The sequence below is a fragment of the Streptomyces sp. NBC_00414 genome, assembly GCF_036038375.1.
In the GTDB taxonomy this organism is placed as follows: Bacteria; Actinomycetota; Actinomycetes; order Streptomycetales; family Streptomycetaceae; genus Streptomyces.
On record NZ_CP107935.1, the window covers coordinates 6,777,798 to 6,793,657 of the forward strand.

The window sequence follows — 15,860 nt, forward strand, 5'->3', positions numbered from 1 at the left end:
CGGCTGCGGGCCGGTGGGGGCCGTTCGCGCAGTTCCCCGCGCCCCTGAAAACCGGCCGGGTTGTGTCTGCGGGCCGGTGATGGCTTGTCGCGCCGTTCCCTGCGCCCCTGAAGGCGAAAGACTGCGCCGTTCCCCGCGCCCCTGAAGGGAAAAGACTGCGCCCTTTCTCGTGTGCCTGGATGGGTCGTGCCCTGGCACGGGGGGTGGGGTGGGGCTCCGTAGACTGGGTGTGTGAGTGAGCTTCCGCAGGACAGCAGTGGGTCCGATCCGTTCGATGCGATCGTCGAGGCCGAGACGGAGCGCGACCCCGACCTCGCCGTGATCGAGGCCGGCAGCCGCACCTTGCGCACGCAGGGCCCGGCGCCGCAGTCCGACATTCCCGGGCGCCCGGACGACCCGGAGGCCGACAAGGCGCTGCGCGAGGTCGAGACCGAGCTGGCCTCGCGGTGGGGCGAGACCAAGCTGGAGCCCTCCGTGGACCGGATCTCCGCGCTCATGGACGTGCTCGGGGAGCCGCAGCGCGCGTACCCCTCGATCCACATCACGGGGACCAACGGCAAGACGTCGACGGCCCGCATGATCGAGGCCCTGCTCGGTGCCTTCGAACTGCGCACCGGGCGGTACACCTCGCCGCACGTCCAGTCGATCACCGAGCGGATCAGCCTGGACGGGGAGGCGATCCCGGCCGAGCGGTTCGTGGAGACGTACCGGGACATCCAGCCGTACGTCGAGATGGTCGACGCCGGTCAGGAGTTCCGCCTCTCGTTCTTCGAGGTGCTCACGGGCATGGCGTACGCGGCCTTCGCGGACGCGCCCGTCGACGTGGCCGTCGTGGAGGTCGGGATGGGCGGCAGCTGGGACGCCACCAACGTGATCGACGGGGACGTCGCCGTGGTGACCCCCATCGACCTGGACCACACGGACCGGCTCGGTAACACCCCGGGGGAGATCGCCAAGGAGAAGGCCGGGATCGTCAAGCAGGGCGCCACGGTCATCCTGGCCCAGCAGCCCGTCGACGCCGCGCAGGTGCTGCTCAAGAAGGCCGTCGAGGTCGATGCGACCGTGGCCCGCGAAGGGCTTGAGTTCGGTGTGATCAGCCGGCAGGTCGCGGTCGGCGGGCAGCTGCTGACGCTCCGCGGTCTCGGCGGGGAGTACGAGGCGGTGTACATCCCGCTGCACGGCGCCTACCAGGCGCACAACGCGGCGGTGGCGCTCGCCGCCGTGGAGGCGTTCTTCGGCGTCGGGTCCCAGCGGCCCGAGGCGCTCGACATCGACACGGTCCGCAAGGCCTTCGCGTCGGTCGCCTCGCCGGGCCGGCTGGAGATCGTGCGCAAGTCGCCGACCGTCGTGCTGGACGCCGCGCACAACCCGGCGGGCGCCCGCGCGACCGCCGAGGCGGTTCAGGAGGTCTTCGACTTCAGCCGGCTCATCGGCGTCGTCGGGTCGAGCGGCGACAAGAACGTACGAGGGCTGCTTGAAGCCTTCGAGCCGATCTTCACGGAGGTCGTCGTGACGCAGAACTCCAGCCACCGCGCGATGGACGTGGACGAGCTGGCCGGGATCGCCGTCGAGGTGTTCGGGGACGACCGCGTGCAGGTCGAGCCCCGGCTGGACGACGCTCTGGAGGCCGCGATCACGCTGGCCGAGGAAGAGGCCGAGTACGCGGGCGGCGGCGTCCTCGTCACCGGCTCCGTCATCACGGTCGGCGAGGCCCGGCTGCTGCTGGGAAGGGGCTGAGCCGTGCGGACGCTCTGTGCTTCGACGCTGATCGGTGAGTTCTTCGTGATCGGGTTCGCCGGACTCGTGGCGATGAAGGACCCCGATCTGTCCATGGCCACGGTCTGGACGGTGTGCGGGATCGCGATGGTGCTGTGTCTGCTCCTGTGCGGGATGATCACGCGCCCGGGAGGTGTCCAGCTGGGCTGGGGGCTGCAGGTCCTGCTGATCGCGAGCGGGTTCGTGGTGCCGGTGATGTTCTTCCTCGGGGCGGTTTTCGCCGCGCTGTGGTGGGCGTCGGTGCACTACGGGCGGAAGGTGGAGGAGGCGAAGGCGCGGTTCGCCGCGCAGGCGGGGGCGGGTGGGTAGTTCGGGGTTCCGTCCTTTCCTCGGGGTGGCCCCGGGCCCCTTTGTCCTCAGGCGCCGGACAGGCTTTGTTGCTGCGGGTGCGGGTCCGGTGGGGGCGGGTCGCGCAGTTCCCCGCGCCCCTGAAAGGCCCCTCCGGGGCCGCGGCTGCGTCTGCCGAGTGCGGTGCGTCGGCGGGTGCGGACCGTCTTGGGTCGCCCGCGCAGTTCCCCGCGCCCCTGAAGGCGGGGCTGCGCCCCTGCCTTTCACCCCGGGTGGCGTGACGTGCGGCTCGGCGGCGCGCTTGCTCTCAAGCCCGTCCGGCGTTTGAGGACGAGCGGCAAGCCGGGGCTGCGCCGCTGTCTTCCAGCCTGTCCGGTGTTTGAGGACGAGCGCGTCAGCGCGTAAGGGGACGAGCGCGTAAGGGGGCCAGGGGGCGCAGCCCCCTGGGAACACGCCCTGTAGCCTCGTCATCCGCACATTCGTGACCCTGAAGGAGCCACCACCGTGAGCCAGCGCACCCTCGTCCTTCTCAAGCCCGACGCGGTCCGTCGTGGCCTGACCGGCGAGATCATCAGCCGAATCGAGCGCAAGGCCGGCTGGCAGATCACCGCGCTGGAGCTGCGCACACTGGACCAGGAGACGCTGGAGCAGCACTACGGCGAGCACAAGGGCAAGCCCTTCTACGAGCCGCTGGTCGACTTCATGGCCTCGGGCCCGATCGTGGCGCTGGTCGTCGAGGGCGAGCGTGTCATCGAGGGCGTACGGGCGCTCGCGGGTCCGACCGACCCGATCGCCGCCGCCCCCGGCTCCATCCGTGGTGACTTCGGTGTGATCGTCCGGGAGAACCTGATCCACGCCTCGGACTCCGAGGAGTCCTCCGAGCGCGAGCTGAAGATCTTCTTCCCCGGTCTGGCGTAACCACCGGGCCGCAGCGCCCGCGGGCCGTGGTGTCTGCGGGCCGTGGTGAAAATCTTGTGAAACGAAAATCTCCTGAAGACGTGTCAGGCAGGTAGCGTCTGACCTGCGGCCCGCACACAATGGGGCGCACAATGAGGGCCGTCTGCGGGCATATGCGTGCCGATCGGGGGAACGCGTTCCCCCGATGGCCCGTCTCCACAAGCGAGGCGGCGCGTCATCTGCTGACAATGGCGAAGACCCTCGCGCAGTGTTCGTGCAGGCGAGACTACGATGGAAGCCTTCACGTCACAGCGCTCACCCTCGCCATCCTGAAAAGCCATCAAAAGCTCCACTTGGGAAGGCCAGACGAATCCTGATGGGGAACTCAATGTCGTTCATCGGCCGTGACATGGCTGTCGACCTCGGGACCGCCAACACGCTGGTGTACGTCAGGGGTCGCGGGATCGTACTCAACGAGCCGTCCGTCGTCGCGATCAACACCAACACCGGTGGCATCCTCGCGGTCGGCGCGGAAGCGAAGAAGATGATCGGGCGGACGCCGGGCAACATCGTTGCCGTGCGCCCGCTGAAGGACGGTGTCATCGCCGACTTCGAGATCACCGAGCGCATGCTCCGCTACTTCATTCTGAAGATCCACAAGCGGCGCTACCTTGCCCGTCCTCGCGTCGTCGTCTGCGTGCCCTCGGGCATCACGGGCGTCGAGCGCCGTGCCGTCATCGAGGCGTCGTCCCAGGCCGGCGCCCGCCAGGTGCACATCATCGAGGAGCCCATGGCCGCGGCCATCGGCTCCGGCCTGCCGGTCCACGAGGCCACGGGCAACATGGTGGTGGACATCGGCGGCGGTACGACCGAGGTCGCGGTCATCTCGCTCGGCGGAATCGTCACGGCACAGTCCATCCGGGTGGCCGGCGACGAGCTGGACAACGCGATCATCCAGCACATCAAGAAGGAGTACTCGCTCCTCCTCGGTGAGCGGACGGCCGAACAGATCAAGATCACGATCGGTTCCGCGTACGACCTCGACAATGACGAACACACCGAAATCCGCGGCCGGGACCTGGTCTCCGGCCTTCCCAAGACCGTCGTGATCTCGGCGGCCGAAGTCCGCAAGGCGATCGAGGAACCGGTCAACTCGATCGTCGACGCCGTCAAGACCACCCTCGACAAGTGCCCGCCGGAGCTGTCCGGCGACGTCATGGACCGCGGGATCGTCCTCACCGGTGGCGGCGCCCTGCTGCGCGGCCTCGACGAGCGGCTGCGCCGCGAGACGGGCATGCCGATCCATATCGCCGAGGACCCGCTGGACAGCGTGGCGCTCGGTGCCGGCAAGTGCGTGGAGGAATTCGAGGCGCTCCAGCAGGTCCTGGACGCCCAGCCGCGCAGATGACGTAACTCTTCGATTCCGCCGTACGAGATGATCCCTTCTCGTACGGCGGATCGTTGATATTGAGGCATAAGCTCCCCCATAACACCCGCGGGTTCCGCCCGACGGGGCGCCGATCGGGTGCTCCGGGGTTTCTTCGGGGTTTCCAGGGTTCTTCCGGACCCTCGGGATCCTGTTGGGTGAGCCATACATGAATCCCGACGAGGAAGGCACGGCCGTCGCACGTGAGGGACACACGAGAGAGCCGGCTGCTCCTGGTGCTGCTGATCGCCATCGCGTTCGCCTTGATCACGGTGGACATCCGCGGGGGTGAGGACTCGCCGGTCGACGGTGCCCGCCGCGGCGCCGCCACGGTGTTCGGCCCGATCGAGGACGGGGTGTCGACCGCCGTCGACCCCGTCGGCAACGCGATCCAGGCCGTGAAGGACTCCGGCAGCCGTCACGACCGCATCGCCCAACTGGAGCGCGACAACGCCGGGTTGAAGGCGAAACTGGGCAGCGACGACCGCAACCGCAGCCGCAGCGCGCAGCTCGACAAGATGCTCAAGACGGCAGGCGCCGGGCAGTACGGCATCAAGGGCGCCGAGGTCATCGCCATAGGAGCGGCCCAGGGCTTCTCCTGGACCGTCACCATCGACGTCGGCGCGAACGACGGCATCAAGCGCGACATGACCGTCCTCAACGGGGACGGACTGGTCGGGCGCGTCACCACCGTGGGCCCCGGTACCGCCACCGTGCTCCTCGCCAACGACCCCGACTTCACCGTGGGTACGCGCATGGAGTCCACCGACGAGCTGGGCTTCGCCTCGGGACAGGGCGACCGCCCGCTGCGCGTGGAGCTGCTCAACGGCAAGGCCAAGATCAAGAAGGGCGACCGGCTCGTCACCTTCGGCTCCCAGGCCGACAAGCCGTTCGTGCCCGGCGTCCCCGTGGGTCTGGTCTCCCGCGTCGACCCGTCCGGCGGCGACCTGACCCGCACGATCTACGTCACGCCGTTCGTGTCCTTCTCCAAGCTCGACATCGTCGGTGTCGTCGTCCAGGCCCCGCGCGAGGATCCGCGCGACGAGGTGCTGCCGCCCAAACCCAAGCCAACGCCCACGCCGACCGTGACCGTGACGGTCACGCCCTCCGCGGACGCGCCCGCCGACGGCCTGCAGCAAGAGCAGTAGGAGCTGACTTCCCCATGCGCTTCAACCGAATGCTGCTCTCCGTCACACTGGTGATCGTCGCCCTGGTGATCCAGGTCAGCGTCCTCGCCCGGCTGCACCTGCCGGGCGCCGTACCGGACCTCCTGCTGCTCACCGTCCTCGGCCTCGCCCTGGTCTACGGCCACGTCGGAGGCGCCCTCGTGGGCTTCGGCGCGGGCCTGCTCGCCGACCTGGCACCGCCCGCCGACCACGCCGCCGGACGCTACGCCCTCGTGCTCTGCGTCATCGGCTACCTCGCCGGACTCGCCAAGCCCGACAACGGCCAGCTCAAGTCCGCCACCGGGCCCATGGCCGTGGTGGTGGCCGCCTCGATCGGCTCCACCCTCCTGTACGCGGGAGTGGGCGCCCTCGTCGGCGACACCGCCGCCCGCCACGTCGGCCTCGGCGGCCTGCTGTTCACCGCCGCCCTGTACGACCTGCTGCTCGCCCCGTTCGTGGTCCCCGGCATCATGGCCCTGGCACGGCGCGCCGAGAACGATCCGCTCGCCGACGCCGGCGGCTCCGGCAAGTCGACCGACGTCGCCGCGGGCTGGATCAGCTCCGGCACGGGCCTGCGCATCGGCAGCCAGCGCGGCGGGCTGAGAGTGAAGGCCGCCAAGGCCCGGATGGCCAGGGCGGGACGCATCAAGGGGGTCAAGCGACTGTGACCAACATTCCTGAGACCGGCCGGACCCCGCGGGTCCAGATCCGGCTCATCGTCATCCAGATCCTCGTACTGTCCCTCCTCGGCACCCTCGGCGGGCGCCTGTGGTACCTCCAGATCCGCAACGGCGACGAGTACGCCAAGGAGGCGTCCGGCAACCACGTCCAGCAGGTCGTCAGCCCCGCCGTGCGCGGCTCGATCCTGGACGCCCGCGGAGTGCCGATCGCCGACAACGAGACCCGGCTCGTGGTCTCCGCGTCCCGGACCGAGCTGTTGAAGATGAAGGACGACGGCGACGCCGTCCTCGCCAAGCTCGCGGACGTCCTCGGCATGAAGGCCGCGGACGTGCGGGACAAGGTCCGGCTGTGCGACGCGAAGACGCCCCAGCCGTGCTGGAACGGCTCGCCCTACCAGCCGATCCCCATCACCGACGAGGCCACGCCCAAGCAGGCCCTGCAGATCCGCGAGCGCGCCGAGGACTTCCCCGGCATCACCGCGGAGCCGCAGGCGGTGCGCCGCTACGCCGCCCCCGGCAAGGCCAACACCGCCCAGGTCCTCGGCTATCTCTCGCCCGTCACCGACGAGGAGATCACCAAGGCCGAGGACACCGACTCGCCGTACCTGCGCTCCGACCAGGTCGGCCGCTCGGGCCTGGAGCGCCAGTACGACAAGCAACTGCGCGGCAAGGCCGGCGTCACCCGCTACGAGGTCGACAACCTCGGCCGGGTCATCGGCCAGGCCAAGAGCGACGAGGCCCAGCCCGGTGAGAACGTCGTCACCAGCATCGACTCCCGCGTCCAGCGCGTCGCCGAGTACGAGCTGAACGAGGCGATGAAGGTCGCCCGTACCGAGTTCGACAAGAACACCGGCGAGAACTACAAGGCCGACTCCGGCGCGGTGGTCGTCATGGAGGCCAAGACCGGCCGTGTCGTGTCGATGGCGTCCAACCCCTCCTACGACCCGAACGCCTGGGTCGGCGGGATCTCCGGCAAGGACTACACGAGGCTCACCGGCAAGGACTCCAACTACCCGCTCCTGAACCGCGCGATCCAGGGCCAGTCGGCGCCCGGCTCGATCTTCAAGGTCGTCCCGACGGCCGCCGCCATAAACGCGGGCTACTCCTTCAACGGCCCCTACCAGTGCGCCGCCTCGTACTCCATCGGCGGTCAGGTCTTCAAGAACTTCGAGTCCAAGGGATACGGCCCGATCAGCCTCGGCCGCGCCCTGGAGGTCTCCTGCGACACCGTCTTCTACAGCCTCTCCCACCAGGAGTGGAAGAAGGACGGCGGCATCAAGCCGCACAAGGACGCCAAGGACTGGTTCTACAAGACGGCCCACCAGTTCGGCCTCGGCAAGGAGACCGGCATCGACCTGCCGAACGAGGTCACCGGCCGCGTCCCCGACCGCAAGTGGAAGGCGGACTACTGGAAGGCCAACAAGGACGCCTGGTGCAAGTACGGCAAGAAGGGCGGCTCGTACGCCCAGCAGATCGCGTACGAGAACTGCCTCGAAGGCAACCGGATGCGCGCCGGTGACTCCGTCAACTACTCGATCGGCCAGGGCGACACCCTCGTCACGCCGATACAGATGGCGACGATCTACGGGGCCATCTCCAACGGCGGCACGCTCTACGACCCGACCGTCGGCAAGGCGATCGTCAGCCCGGACGGCAAGACCGTCCAGGAGATCAAGCCGAAGTCGCACGGCAAGCTGCCGATGACGAAGAAGACCCGCGACGAGATAGACGGTGCCCTCGCGGGAGTCGCGACCCGCGGTACGGCCGCCTGGAGGTTCGGCGGCTGGCCGCAGGACAAGATCCCGATGCACGCCAAGACGGGTACGGCCGAGGTCTACGGCAAGCAGACGACCTCGTGGTTCGCCACGTACACCAAGGACTACACGGTCATCATGACCATCTCCCAGGGCGGTACGGGTTCCGGCGCCTCGGGCCCCGCCGTGCGCAAGATCTACAACGCGCTGTACGGAGTCTCCGAGGACGGCGCCATCGACAAGAAGAAGGCGCTGCTCTACACGCCGCAGAAGAACCTGCCGAAGGTCGAGAAGGACGGGTCGATCGACTCCCCGAAGGCCGAGGTCTACCCGCCGAAGGCGGAGGAGCAGGCCACCGAGGAGGGACAGCAGCAGGTGGCGGGCGACAACCCGGCCGCCACCGTCCCGAACCCCAATACCGGCACCAACCGTGACACGCGCAGGCGCTCGGCCCGCCCGAGGAAGAGGCGGAGGTCCCTCGCATGACCGGCGCGAACGGCTTCTCCGTCTCCGGGTACGGGCCCGAACGCGGCAGCTGGACGCGGGTGTTCGCCCGCGACTCGCTGGCCCGCAGGCTCGACTGGCCGATACTGTTCGCGGCCCTCGCGCTCTCCTTCATCGGCGCGGCCCTCGTCTACTCGGCGACCCGCAACCGCACCGAGCTGAACCAGGGCGACCCGTACTACTTCCTGTTCCGGCATCTGCTCAACACGGGCATCGGGTTCGCCCTGATGATCGGGACGGTCTGGCTCGGCCACCGCACCCTGCGCACGGCCGTACCGGTCCTCTACGGGCTCTCCCTGCTCCTGGTCCTGCTGGTGCTGACCCCGCTCGGCGCGACCATCAACGGCGCCCACGCGTGGATCGTCATCGGCGGCGGCTTCTCGCTCCAGCCCTCCGAGTTCGTGAAGATCACGATCATCCTGGGCATGGCGATGCTGCTCGCGGCCCGGGTCGACGCGGGCGACAAACCGCACCCCGACCACCGCACGGTCCTGCAGGCGCTCGGCCTGGCCGTCGTACCGATACTGATCGTCCTGCTCATGCCCGACCTCGGTTCGGTCATGGTCATGGTGATCATCGTGCTCGGCGTGCTGCTCGCCTCCGGCGCCTCCAACCGCTGGATCTTCGGCCTGATCGGGGCCGGCGCGCTCGGCGCGATCGCGGTCTGGCAGCTCAAGATCCTCGATGACTACCAGATCGCCCGCTTCGCCGCGTTCGCCAACCCCGCGCTGGATCCGGCGGGCGTCGGCTACAACACCAACCAGGCCCGGATCGCGATCGGCTCCGGCGGGCTGTTCGGCACCGGCCTCGGCAAGGGCTCGCAGACGACCGGGCAGTTCGTGCCCGAGCAGCAGACCGACTTCGTCTTCACGGTCGCGGGCGAGGAACTGGGCTTCGTCGGCGCCGGGCTCATCCTGGTCCTGCTGGGTGTCGTGCTGTGGCGGGCCTGCCGCATCGCCCGCGAGACGACCGAGCTGTACGGCACGATCGTCGCCGCCGGGATCATCGCGTGGTTCGCGTTCCAGGCGTTCGAGAACGTCGGGATGACCCTCGGGATCATGCCGGTCGCGGGGCTGCCGTTGCCCTTCGTCTCGTACGGGGGGTCATCCATGTTCGCGGTGTGGGTGGCGGTGGGGCTGTTGCAGTCGATCCGGGTGCAGCGGCCCATGTCGGCGTAGCCGTTCCACTGGGTTTGGCGTTGCCCCGAGGGGTGCGGTGGGTTTTCGGGTACAGGTCCGTCGTGGCTGAGCGCGCAGTTCCCCGCGCCCCTCACGGGGCCCTTCAAGGGGGCCGGTGCGGGGGCGCGGGGACTGCCCAAGGACTTGGATCGCGTCTAGATTCGGTGCATGGCGGACACCAAGCGCGAGATCGAGCGTAAGTACGAAGCCGATGAGAATGCCGGACTGTCGGATCTGCCGGACCTGACGCGTGTGCCGGGCGTCTCGGCCGTCATCGACAAGGGCGTCGCCGAACTCGACGCGATCTACTACGACACGGCCGACCAACGCCTCGCCGCCGCGTCCCTCACCCTGCGCCGCCGCACCGGTGGCGACGACGCGGGTTGGCACCTGAAACTCCCCGTCTCCGACGGCGTACGGGACGAGATCCACGCCCCGCTGTCCGACACCGTGCCCCGCGCCCTCACCGGACTGGTCCGCTCCCGGGTGCGCGACGCCGAACTGGTCCCCGTCGTACGCCTGGTGTCCGCCCGGGACGTCCGCCACCTCGTCGACGAGGCCGGGGGCCTGCTCGCCGAGGTCAGCGTCGACCGCGTACGGGCCGAACGGCTCAGCGGCGGCGACGGCACCGCCCGATGGACCGAGATCGAGGTCGAGCTGGCGGACGAGGGCGACCCCGCCTTCCTCGACAAGGTAGAGAAGAGACTGCGCAAGGCCGGCGTCTCCCGTTCCACATCGTCGTCGAAGCTGGCCCGGGCGCTGGGGGAGACGGGCCGCAGGCAGCGCAAGGAAGCCGTCGTGGAGGCGGCACCGGTCACCGCGGGCGACCACGTCCTCGCCTACGTACGTGCCCAGCGCGACGCGCTCGTCGAGCTGGACCCGGCCGTCCGGCGGGACGTCTTCGACGCCGTGCACAGCATGCGCGTGGCCACCCGCCGACTGCGCAGCGCGTTCCGCTCGTACGGCAACGTCCTGGACCGGGGCGTCACCGACCCGCTCCGCGACGAACTGAAGTGGCTGGCGGGGGAGCTGGGGGGCGACCGCGACCAGGAGGTACTGACCGAGCGGCTGACGGCGGCCCTCGGTGAACTGCCGCGCCCCCTGCTCGCCGGGCCCGTCCGCGGCCGACTGCGCACCTGGGCGCACGCCCGCCGTTCCGGCTCCCGGCGCAGGCTGATCGCGGTCCTCGACGGCGGCCGGTATCTGAACCTCCTCGTCTCCCTCGACGCGCTGCTCGCCACCCCACCCCTGCGGGGGGCCGCCGCGGACACCAGCGGGAAGGCGATCGTGAAGGCGGTGCGCAAGGACTTCGACAAGCTGTCCGGCCTGGTCGGGGAGGCCGTCGGCCTGCCGCCCGGGCAGGACCGCGACCTCGCGATCCACGAGGCCCGCAAGAAGACCAAGCGCACCCGTTACGCGGCCGAACTCGCCGCCCCTCTGCTCGGAAAACCCGCGAAGAGCCTGGTGAGCGACATGAAGTCCCTCCAGGGCCTGCTCGGCGAGCACCAGGACAGCGTGATGGCCAGGCTCGCCCTGCGCGATCTCGCGACCCAGGCACACGCGGCGGGCGAGAACGGCTTCACGTACGGCCTCCTGTACGGCCGCGAGGAGCATGCGGCCGCATCGGTGGAGGCCGGTCTCCCGGAGGCCTGGGAGACGATCAGAAGCGCGACGACCGTCTAGGGGCCCGTCCGGCCTCCACAGCAGGGCGCTCGGACGGCCAGGGCTGTGAAGGCCGGACGAGGCGTGCCCACGGGCACGTTAGGCTGGAAAGTCATCCCCTGTCGGCTCGCAAAGGTTCGTGAGATGTCTGCCGAAACCGCTGTGTCGGTCTTTCCACAGCTCGAAGCTCTGCTCCCGCATGTGCAGAAGCCGATCCAGTACGTCGGCGGAGAGCTCAACTCCACGGTCAAGCCCTGGGAGGACTGCGACGTCCGCTGGGCGCTCATGTACCCGGACGCGTACGAGGTCGGGCTGCCCAACCAGGGCGTCATGATCCTCTACGAGGTACTGAACGAGCGCGAGGGCGTGCTCGCCGAGCGCACCTACAGCGTCTGGCCGGACATGGAGGAGCTGATGCGCAAGCACGGCGTCCCCCAGTTCACGGTGGACGGCCACCGCCCGGTGAAGGCCTTCGACGTCTTCGGTCTGAGCTTCTCCACGGAGCTGGGCTACACCAACATGCTGACGGCGCTCGACCTCGCGGGCATCCCGCTGGAGTCGAAGGACCGCGGTCTCGACGACCCGATCGTGCTGGCCGGCGGCCACGCGGCCTTCAACCCCGAGCCGATCGCCGACTTCATCGACGCGGCGATCATCGGCGACGGCGAGCAGGCCGTGCTCGACATGACCGAGATCATCCGTGCCTGGAAGGCGGAGGGCCGGCCCGGTGGCCGCGAGGAGGTCCTGTTCCGCCTCGCGAGGACCGGCGGGGTGTACATCCCGGCGTTCTACGACGTCGAGTACCTCCCCGACGGCCGTATCGGCCGCATGGTCCCCAACAAGTCGGGCGTCCCGTGGCGCGTGTCAAAGCACACGGTCATGGACCTGGACGAGTGGCCGTACCCGAAGAAGCCCCTCGTGCCGCTCGCGGAGACCGTCCACGAGCGCATGTCGGTGGAGATCTTCCGCGGCTGCACCCGCGGCTGCCGCTTCTGCCAGGCGGGCATGATCACTCGCCCGGTCCGTGAGCGCTCCATCACGGGCATCGGCGAGATGGTCGACAAGGGCCTCAAGGCGACCGGCTTCGAGGAGGTGGGCCTGCTCTCCCTGTCCTCGGCGGACCACTCGGAGATCGGCGACATCGCCAAGGGCCTCGCGGACCGGTACGAGGAGGACAAGGTCGGCCTGTCCCTGCCCTCCACCCGGGTCGACGCGTTCAACGTCGACCTGGCCAACGAGCTGACCCGCAACGGCCGCCGCTCCGGTCTGACCTTCGCCCCCGAGGGCGGCTCCGAGCGCCTGCGCAAGGTCATCAACAAGATGGTCTCGGAAGAGGACCTGATCCGTACGGTGTCGACCGCGTACGGCAACGGCTGGCGCCAGGTCAAGCTGTACTTCATGTGCGGCCTGCCCACCGAGACGGACGAGGACGTCCTCCAGATCGCCGACATGGCGACCAGGGTGATCGCCGAGGGCCGCAAGGTCTCCGGCCAGAACGACATCCGCTGCACGGTGTCCATCGGCGGCTTCGTCCCCAAGCCCCACACACCGTTCCAGTGGGCTCCGCAGCTGTCGGCGGAGGAGACGGACGCCCGGCTCGGCAAGCTCCGCGACAAGCTCCGCGGCGACAAGAAGTACGGCCGCTCCATCGGTTTCCGCTACCACGACGGCAAGCCCGGCATCGTCGAGGGCCTGCTCTCCCGCGGCGACCGCCGCATCGGCTCCGTCATCCGCGCGGTCTACGAGGACGGCGGCCGCTTCGACGGCTGGCGCGAGTACTTCTCGTACGACCGCTGGATGCGCTGTGCCGACAAGACGCTCCCCGCCTTCGGCCTGGACGTCGACTGGTACACGACCCGCGAGCGCACCTACGAGGAGGTCCTGCCCTGGGACCACCTCGACTCCGGACTCGACAAGGAATGGCTCTGGCAGGACTGGCAGGAGGCGCTCGACGAGACCGAGGTCGACGACTGCCGCTGGACGCCCTGCTTCGACTGCGGCGTGTGCCCGCAGCTGGACCTCGACATCCAGGTCGGCCCGACCGGCAAGAAGCTGCTGCCGCTGACGGTCAAGAACGCCGCGACCGCCTCGGCCGGCGGCCACAGCCACTGAGACGGGTTCCAGACGAACGTGATCCGGGACGAGCGCGGAGGAAAGCTGCGTTCCCGGACCGTTCGTGCATCCATATGCACACTTGACGCGTCCGTGTGGGTATGGACCTGGAGAAGTCGCCGCAGCCCGCGCCACCCGTGATGCCCGCGCGGCAGCGGGACGCCGCTCCTGAGGGATGTCTCGCCGTCGCGATCCGCGTCCCGGTGCGGATCGTGGTGTTCGTGCTCATCGTGCCCGTGCGGATGGCGTGGGACGCGCTGGTCGTCTGCGGCCGGCTCCTCAACGACACGCTGTTCCGGCCGCTCGGCCGGGCACTCATGTGGGTGCTCGCGCCGGTCGGGCGGGCCTTCGTGTGGCTGCTGGACGGCATCGCGACCGTCATCGCCTGGCTGTTCACCGGCCTCGGGTACGCGCTCAAGTGGCTGTGCATGCTGCTGTTCGTCTGGCCGTGGGTGGGCCTGTGGCGTTACGTGGCCGTGCCGCTGGGGCGGGCACTGGCCTGGCTCGGGCACGTGCTGCTCGTCGTCCCCGCCCGATGGCTGTACGAGCGGCTGCTGACGCCCCTCGGACACGGCATCGTGTGGGCCCTGAGGGGGTTCGGAGCCGGCTGCGCCTGGCTGTGGCGGGTGTCGGTGCTCATTCCGGCGGGCTGGCTGTACCGGGCCCTGCTCGCGCCGACCGGACGGGGCATCGCCCTGATCGCCGGCGGACTGTGGGCCGCAGTCGTGTGGGTTTCCCGGGGACTGTGGGCCGGAGCCGTGTGGATCTGCCGCGGGTCGTGGGCGGGCATCACATGGGTCGCCCGTGGGGTGTGGGCCGGCATCACATGGGTGGGCGGCGGACTGTGGGCGGGCATCACATGGGTGGGCCGGGGACTCTGGGCCGCGGTGGCCTGGCTCGGCATGGTCGTCGGGACCCTCCTGCGGTGGATCTTCGTCGTACCCGCCGTCGCGCTGTGGCGCTGGGTGCTCGCGCCGGTCGGACGGGGTATCGCCGTCATCGCCCGGGAGATCGGCGAGGCACTGGGACACGCGTGGCGGGTCGCCGGATACGTGTCGCTCGCCGTCGGACGCTTCCTCGGGCGACTCTTCCGGTGGATCTTCGTCGAGCCGGTGCGATGGGCGTACCGGAGCGTGTTCACTCCGATGGGGCATCTCGTGCGGGACGTCTTCTGGCGGCCCGCGGCGGAGGCCGCCCGGAGCGTGGGCCGCGCCACCCGGCAGGCCCTGGCGAGCGCCCGGGAGACGGCACGGCAGACCAGGGCCGACATCCGGCGCGCGCTGTTCGGCGCCCCGCGCGAACCCGAGCCGGTACCCCTGGCCGGACCCCGCGGCGAGCCGGATCCGGGACGCCTGGTCAAGCCCGTCGAGCCCCTGCCGACCGCGCCCGGCCCCTCCCGGAGGGAACGCACGGGCGCCGACACACGTACTCTAGGTAGTAGTACGACCGCACTCACGAAGGACTGAACGACACTGGGCAAGCGACAGCCCGAAGGCCCGCCGCCCGCACCCGCGGTGCAGCGCATCCGACTGCGCTACACCAAGCGCGGCCGCCTCCGGTTCACCAGCCACCGTGACTTCCAGCGTGCCTTCGAGCGCGCGTTGCGCCGAGCCGAGGTGCCCATGGCGTACTCGGCGGGGTTCACGCCGCACCCGAAGGTGTCGTACGCCAATGCCGCACCCACCGGCACGGGCAGTGAGGCGGAATACCTGGAGATCGCGCTCACCGACGCGCGTGACCCCGGCAAGCTGCGCGAACTTCTCGACGAGTCGATGCCCGCCGGGCTCGACATCATCGACGCCGTGGAGGCCCGTACCTCGGGTCTCGCCGACCGGCTCACCGCGTCCGTGTGGGAGATGCGCCTCGACGGCGTGTCACCCGAGGACGCGGAGCGCGCCGTCGACGCCTTCACGGCGGCCGAGACCGTCGAGGTGCAGCGCAAGGCGAAAAACGGTATTCGCACCTTCGACGCCCGCGGCGCGGTCGCGAGTCTGGAGGCGCTCAGCGCACAGTCGCAGGCCCACAGTCCACAGGCTGATAGGCCGACCGACCAGGCCTGTGCGATACTGCGGCTGGTTGTTCGGCACGTGACGCCTGCCGTTCGACCTGACGACGTCCTGTCCGGTCTTCGAGCCGTGGCCGACCTGGCGCCGCCGGTCCCCGCAGCGGTGACCAGGCTGGCGCAGGGGCTGTTCGATGAAGAGACCGGCACGGTGACCGACCCGCTCGCACCCGACCGCGAGGCAGCAGCACCTACTCCGGGAGTCTCCGGGGACAGCGCCACTGCCGCCGCGAAGGTGTCGGCGTAAGGAAGGTCCCGCGTAGGGACGTACGTCGAAGCGCCGCCCTCGTATCCGGGAGCCACCTGGTTCGGGCAGCGCACCGACCAGAAGACTTTCGCCAGGCCGTACGCACAC

At 69.7% G+C, this 15,860-nt stretch carries 12 protein-coding genes; all 12 read left to right on the forward strand.

Annotated elements, in window-relative coordinates:
• Positions 1-231 precede the first annotated feature (231 nt).
• Positions 232-1,737, forward strand: a complete 1,506-nt coding sequence (gene folC, locus OHS59_RS29500) for a bifunctional tetrahydrofolate synthase/dihydrofolate synthase (protein ID WP_328496377.1) — start codon at positions 232-234, stop codon at positions 1,735-1,737.
• 3 nt (positions 1,738-1,740) lie between these two features.
• Positions 1,741-2,085: a DUF4233 domain-containing protein gene (locus OHS59_RS29505; RefSeq protein WP_328496378.1), complete on the forward strand. Its 345-nt coding sequence runs from the start codon at positions 1,741-1,743 to the stop codon at positions 2,083-2,085.
• Between the two features lie 483 nt (positions 2,086-2,568).
• Entirely contained in the window at positions 2,569-2,982 is a 414-nt protein-coding gene (gene ndk, locus OHS59_RS29510; protein WP_328496379.1) for a nucleoside-diphosphate kinase, read from the forward strand.
• Between the two features lie 367 nt (positions 2,983-3,349).
• A complete protein-coding gene (locus OHS59_RS29515; RefSeq protein ID WP_107016277.1) occupies positions 3,350-4,369 on the forward strand; it encodes a rod shape-determining protein in 1,020 nt (339 codons plus the stop codon).
• 221 nt (positions 4,370-4,590) lie between these two features.
• Positions 4,591-5,535: a rod shape-determining protein MreC gene (gene mreC / locus OHS59_RS29520; protein ID WP_328496380.1), complete on the forward strand. Its 945-nt coding sequence runs from the start codon at positions 4,591-4,593 to the stop codon at positions 5,533-5,535.
• 14 nt (positions 5,536-5,549) lie between these two features.
• Positions 5,550-6,221: a rod shape-determining protein MreD gene (gene mreD, locus OHS59_RS29525; RefSeq protein ID WP_328496381.1), complete on the forward strand. Its 672-nt coding sequence runs from the start codon at positions 5,550-5,552 to the stop codon at positions 6,219-6,221.
• The gene (gene mrdA / locus OHS59_RS29530; protein ID WP_328496382.1) at positions 6,218-8,473 is read left to right on the forward strand and encodes a penicillin-binding protein 2; all 2,256 of its coding nucleotides are present in this window, start codon (positions 6,218-6,220) and stop codon (positions 8,471-8,473) included. The genes mreD and mrdA overlap by 4 nt, the downstream gene beginning before the upstream one ends.
• Complete coding sequence (rodA, locus tag OHS59_RS29535; RefSeq protein ID WP_328496383.1) at positions 8,470-9,669, forward strand: rod shape-determining protein RodA; 1,200 nt, start codon at positions 8,470-8,472, stop codon at positions 9,667-9,669. The genes mrdA and rodA overlap by 4 nt, the downstream gene beginning before the upstream one ends.
• 168 nt (positions 9,670-9,837) lie before the next feature.
• Positions 9,838-11,352, forward strand: coding sequence for a CYTH and CHAD domain-containing protein (locus tag OHS59_RS29540; RefSeq protein WP_328496384.1), 1,515 nt, complete (start codon positions 9,838-9,840; stop codon positions 11,350-11,352).
• A gap of 123 nt (positions 11,353-11,475) precedes the next feature.
• Complete coding sequence (locus OHS59_RS29545; RefSeq protein WP_328496385.1) at positions 11,476-13,443, forward strand: TIGR03960 family B12-binding radical SAM protein; 1,968 nt, start codon at positions 11,476-11,478, stop codon at positions 13,441-13,443.
• A gap of 101 nt (positions 13,444-13,544) precedes the next feature.
• Positions 13,545-14,909, forward strand: a complete 1,365-nt coding sequence (locus OHS59_RS29550) for a hypothetical protein (protein ID WP_328496386.1) — start codon at positions 13,545-13,547, stop codon at positions 14,907-14,909.
• 48 nt (positions 14,910-14,957) lie between these two features.
• Positions 14,958-15,752 (forward strand): TIGR03936 family radical SAM-associated protein, encoded by a 795-nt coding sequence (locus OHS59_RS29555; RefSeq protein WP_328496387.1) that lies wholly within the window; start codon positions 14,958-14,960, stop codon positions 15,750-15,752.
• The last annotated feature ends 108 nt before the right edge of the window (positions 15,753-15,860 follow it).

Bases quoted from the DNA above. Each gene is read 5' to 3' on its own strand.
- OHS59_RS29540 (WP_328496384.1), top strand. From the start codon at position 9,838: ATGGCGGACACCAAGCGCGAGATCGAGCGTAAGTACGAAGCCGATGAG.
- OHS59_RS29545 (WP_328496385.1), top strand. From the start codon at position 11,476: ATGTCTGCCGAAACCGCTGTGTCGGTCTTTCCACAGCTCGAAGCTCTG.
- mreD (WP_328496381.1), top strand. From the start codon at position 5,550: ATGCGCTTCAACCGAATGCTGCTCTCCGTCACACTGGTGATCGTCGCC.
- OHS59_RS29515 (WP_107016277.1), top strand. From the start codon at position 3,350: ATGTCGTTCATCGGCCGTGACATGGCTGTCGACCTCGGGACCGCCAAC.
- rodA (WP_328496383.1), top strand. From the start codon at position 8,470: ATGACCGGCGCGAACGGCTTCTCCGTCTCCGGGTACGGGCCCGAACGC.
- OHS59_RS29550 (WP_328496386.1), top strand. From the start codon at position 13,545: ATGGACCTGGAGAAGTCGCCGCAGCCCGCGCCACCCGTGATGCCCGCG.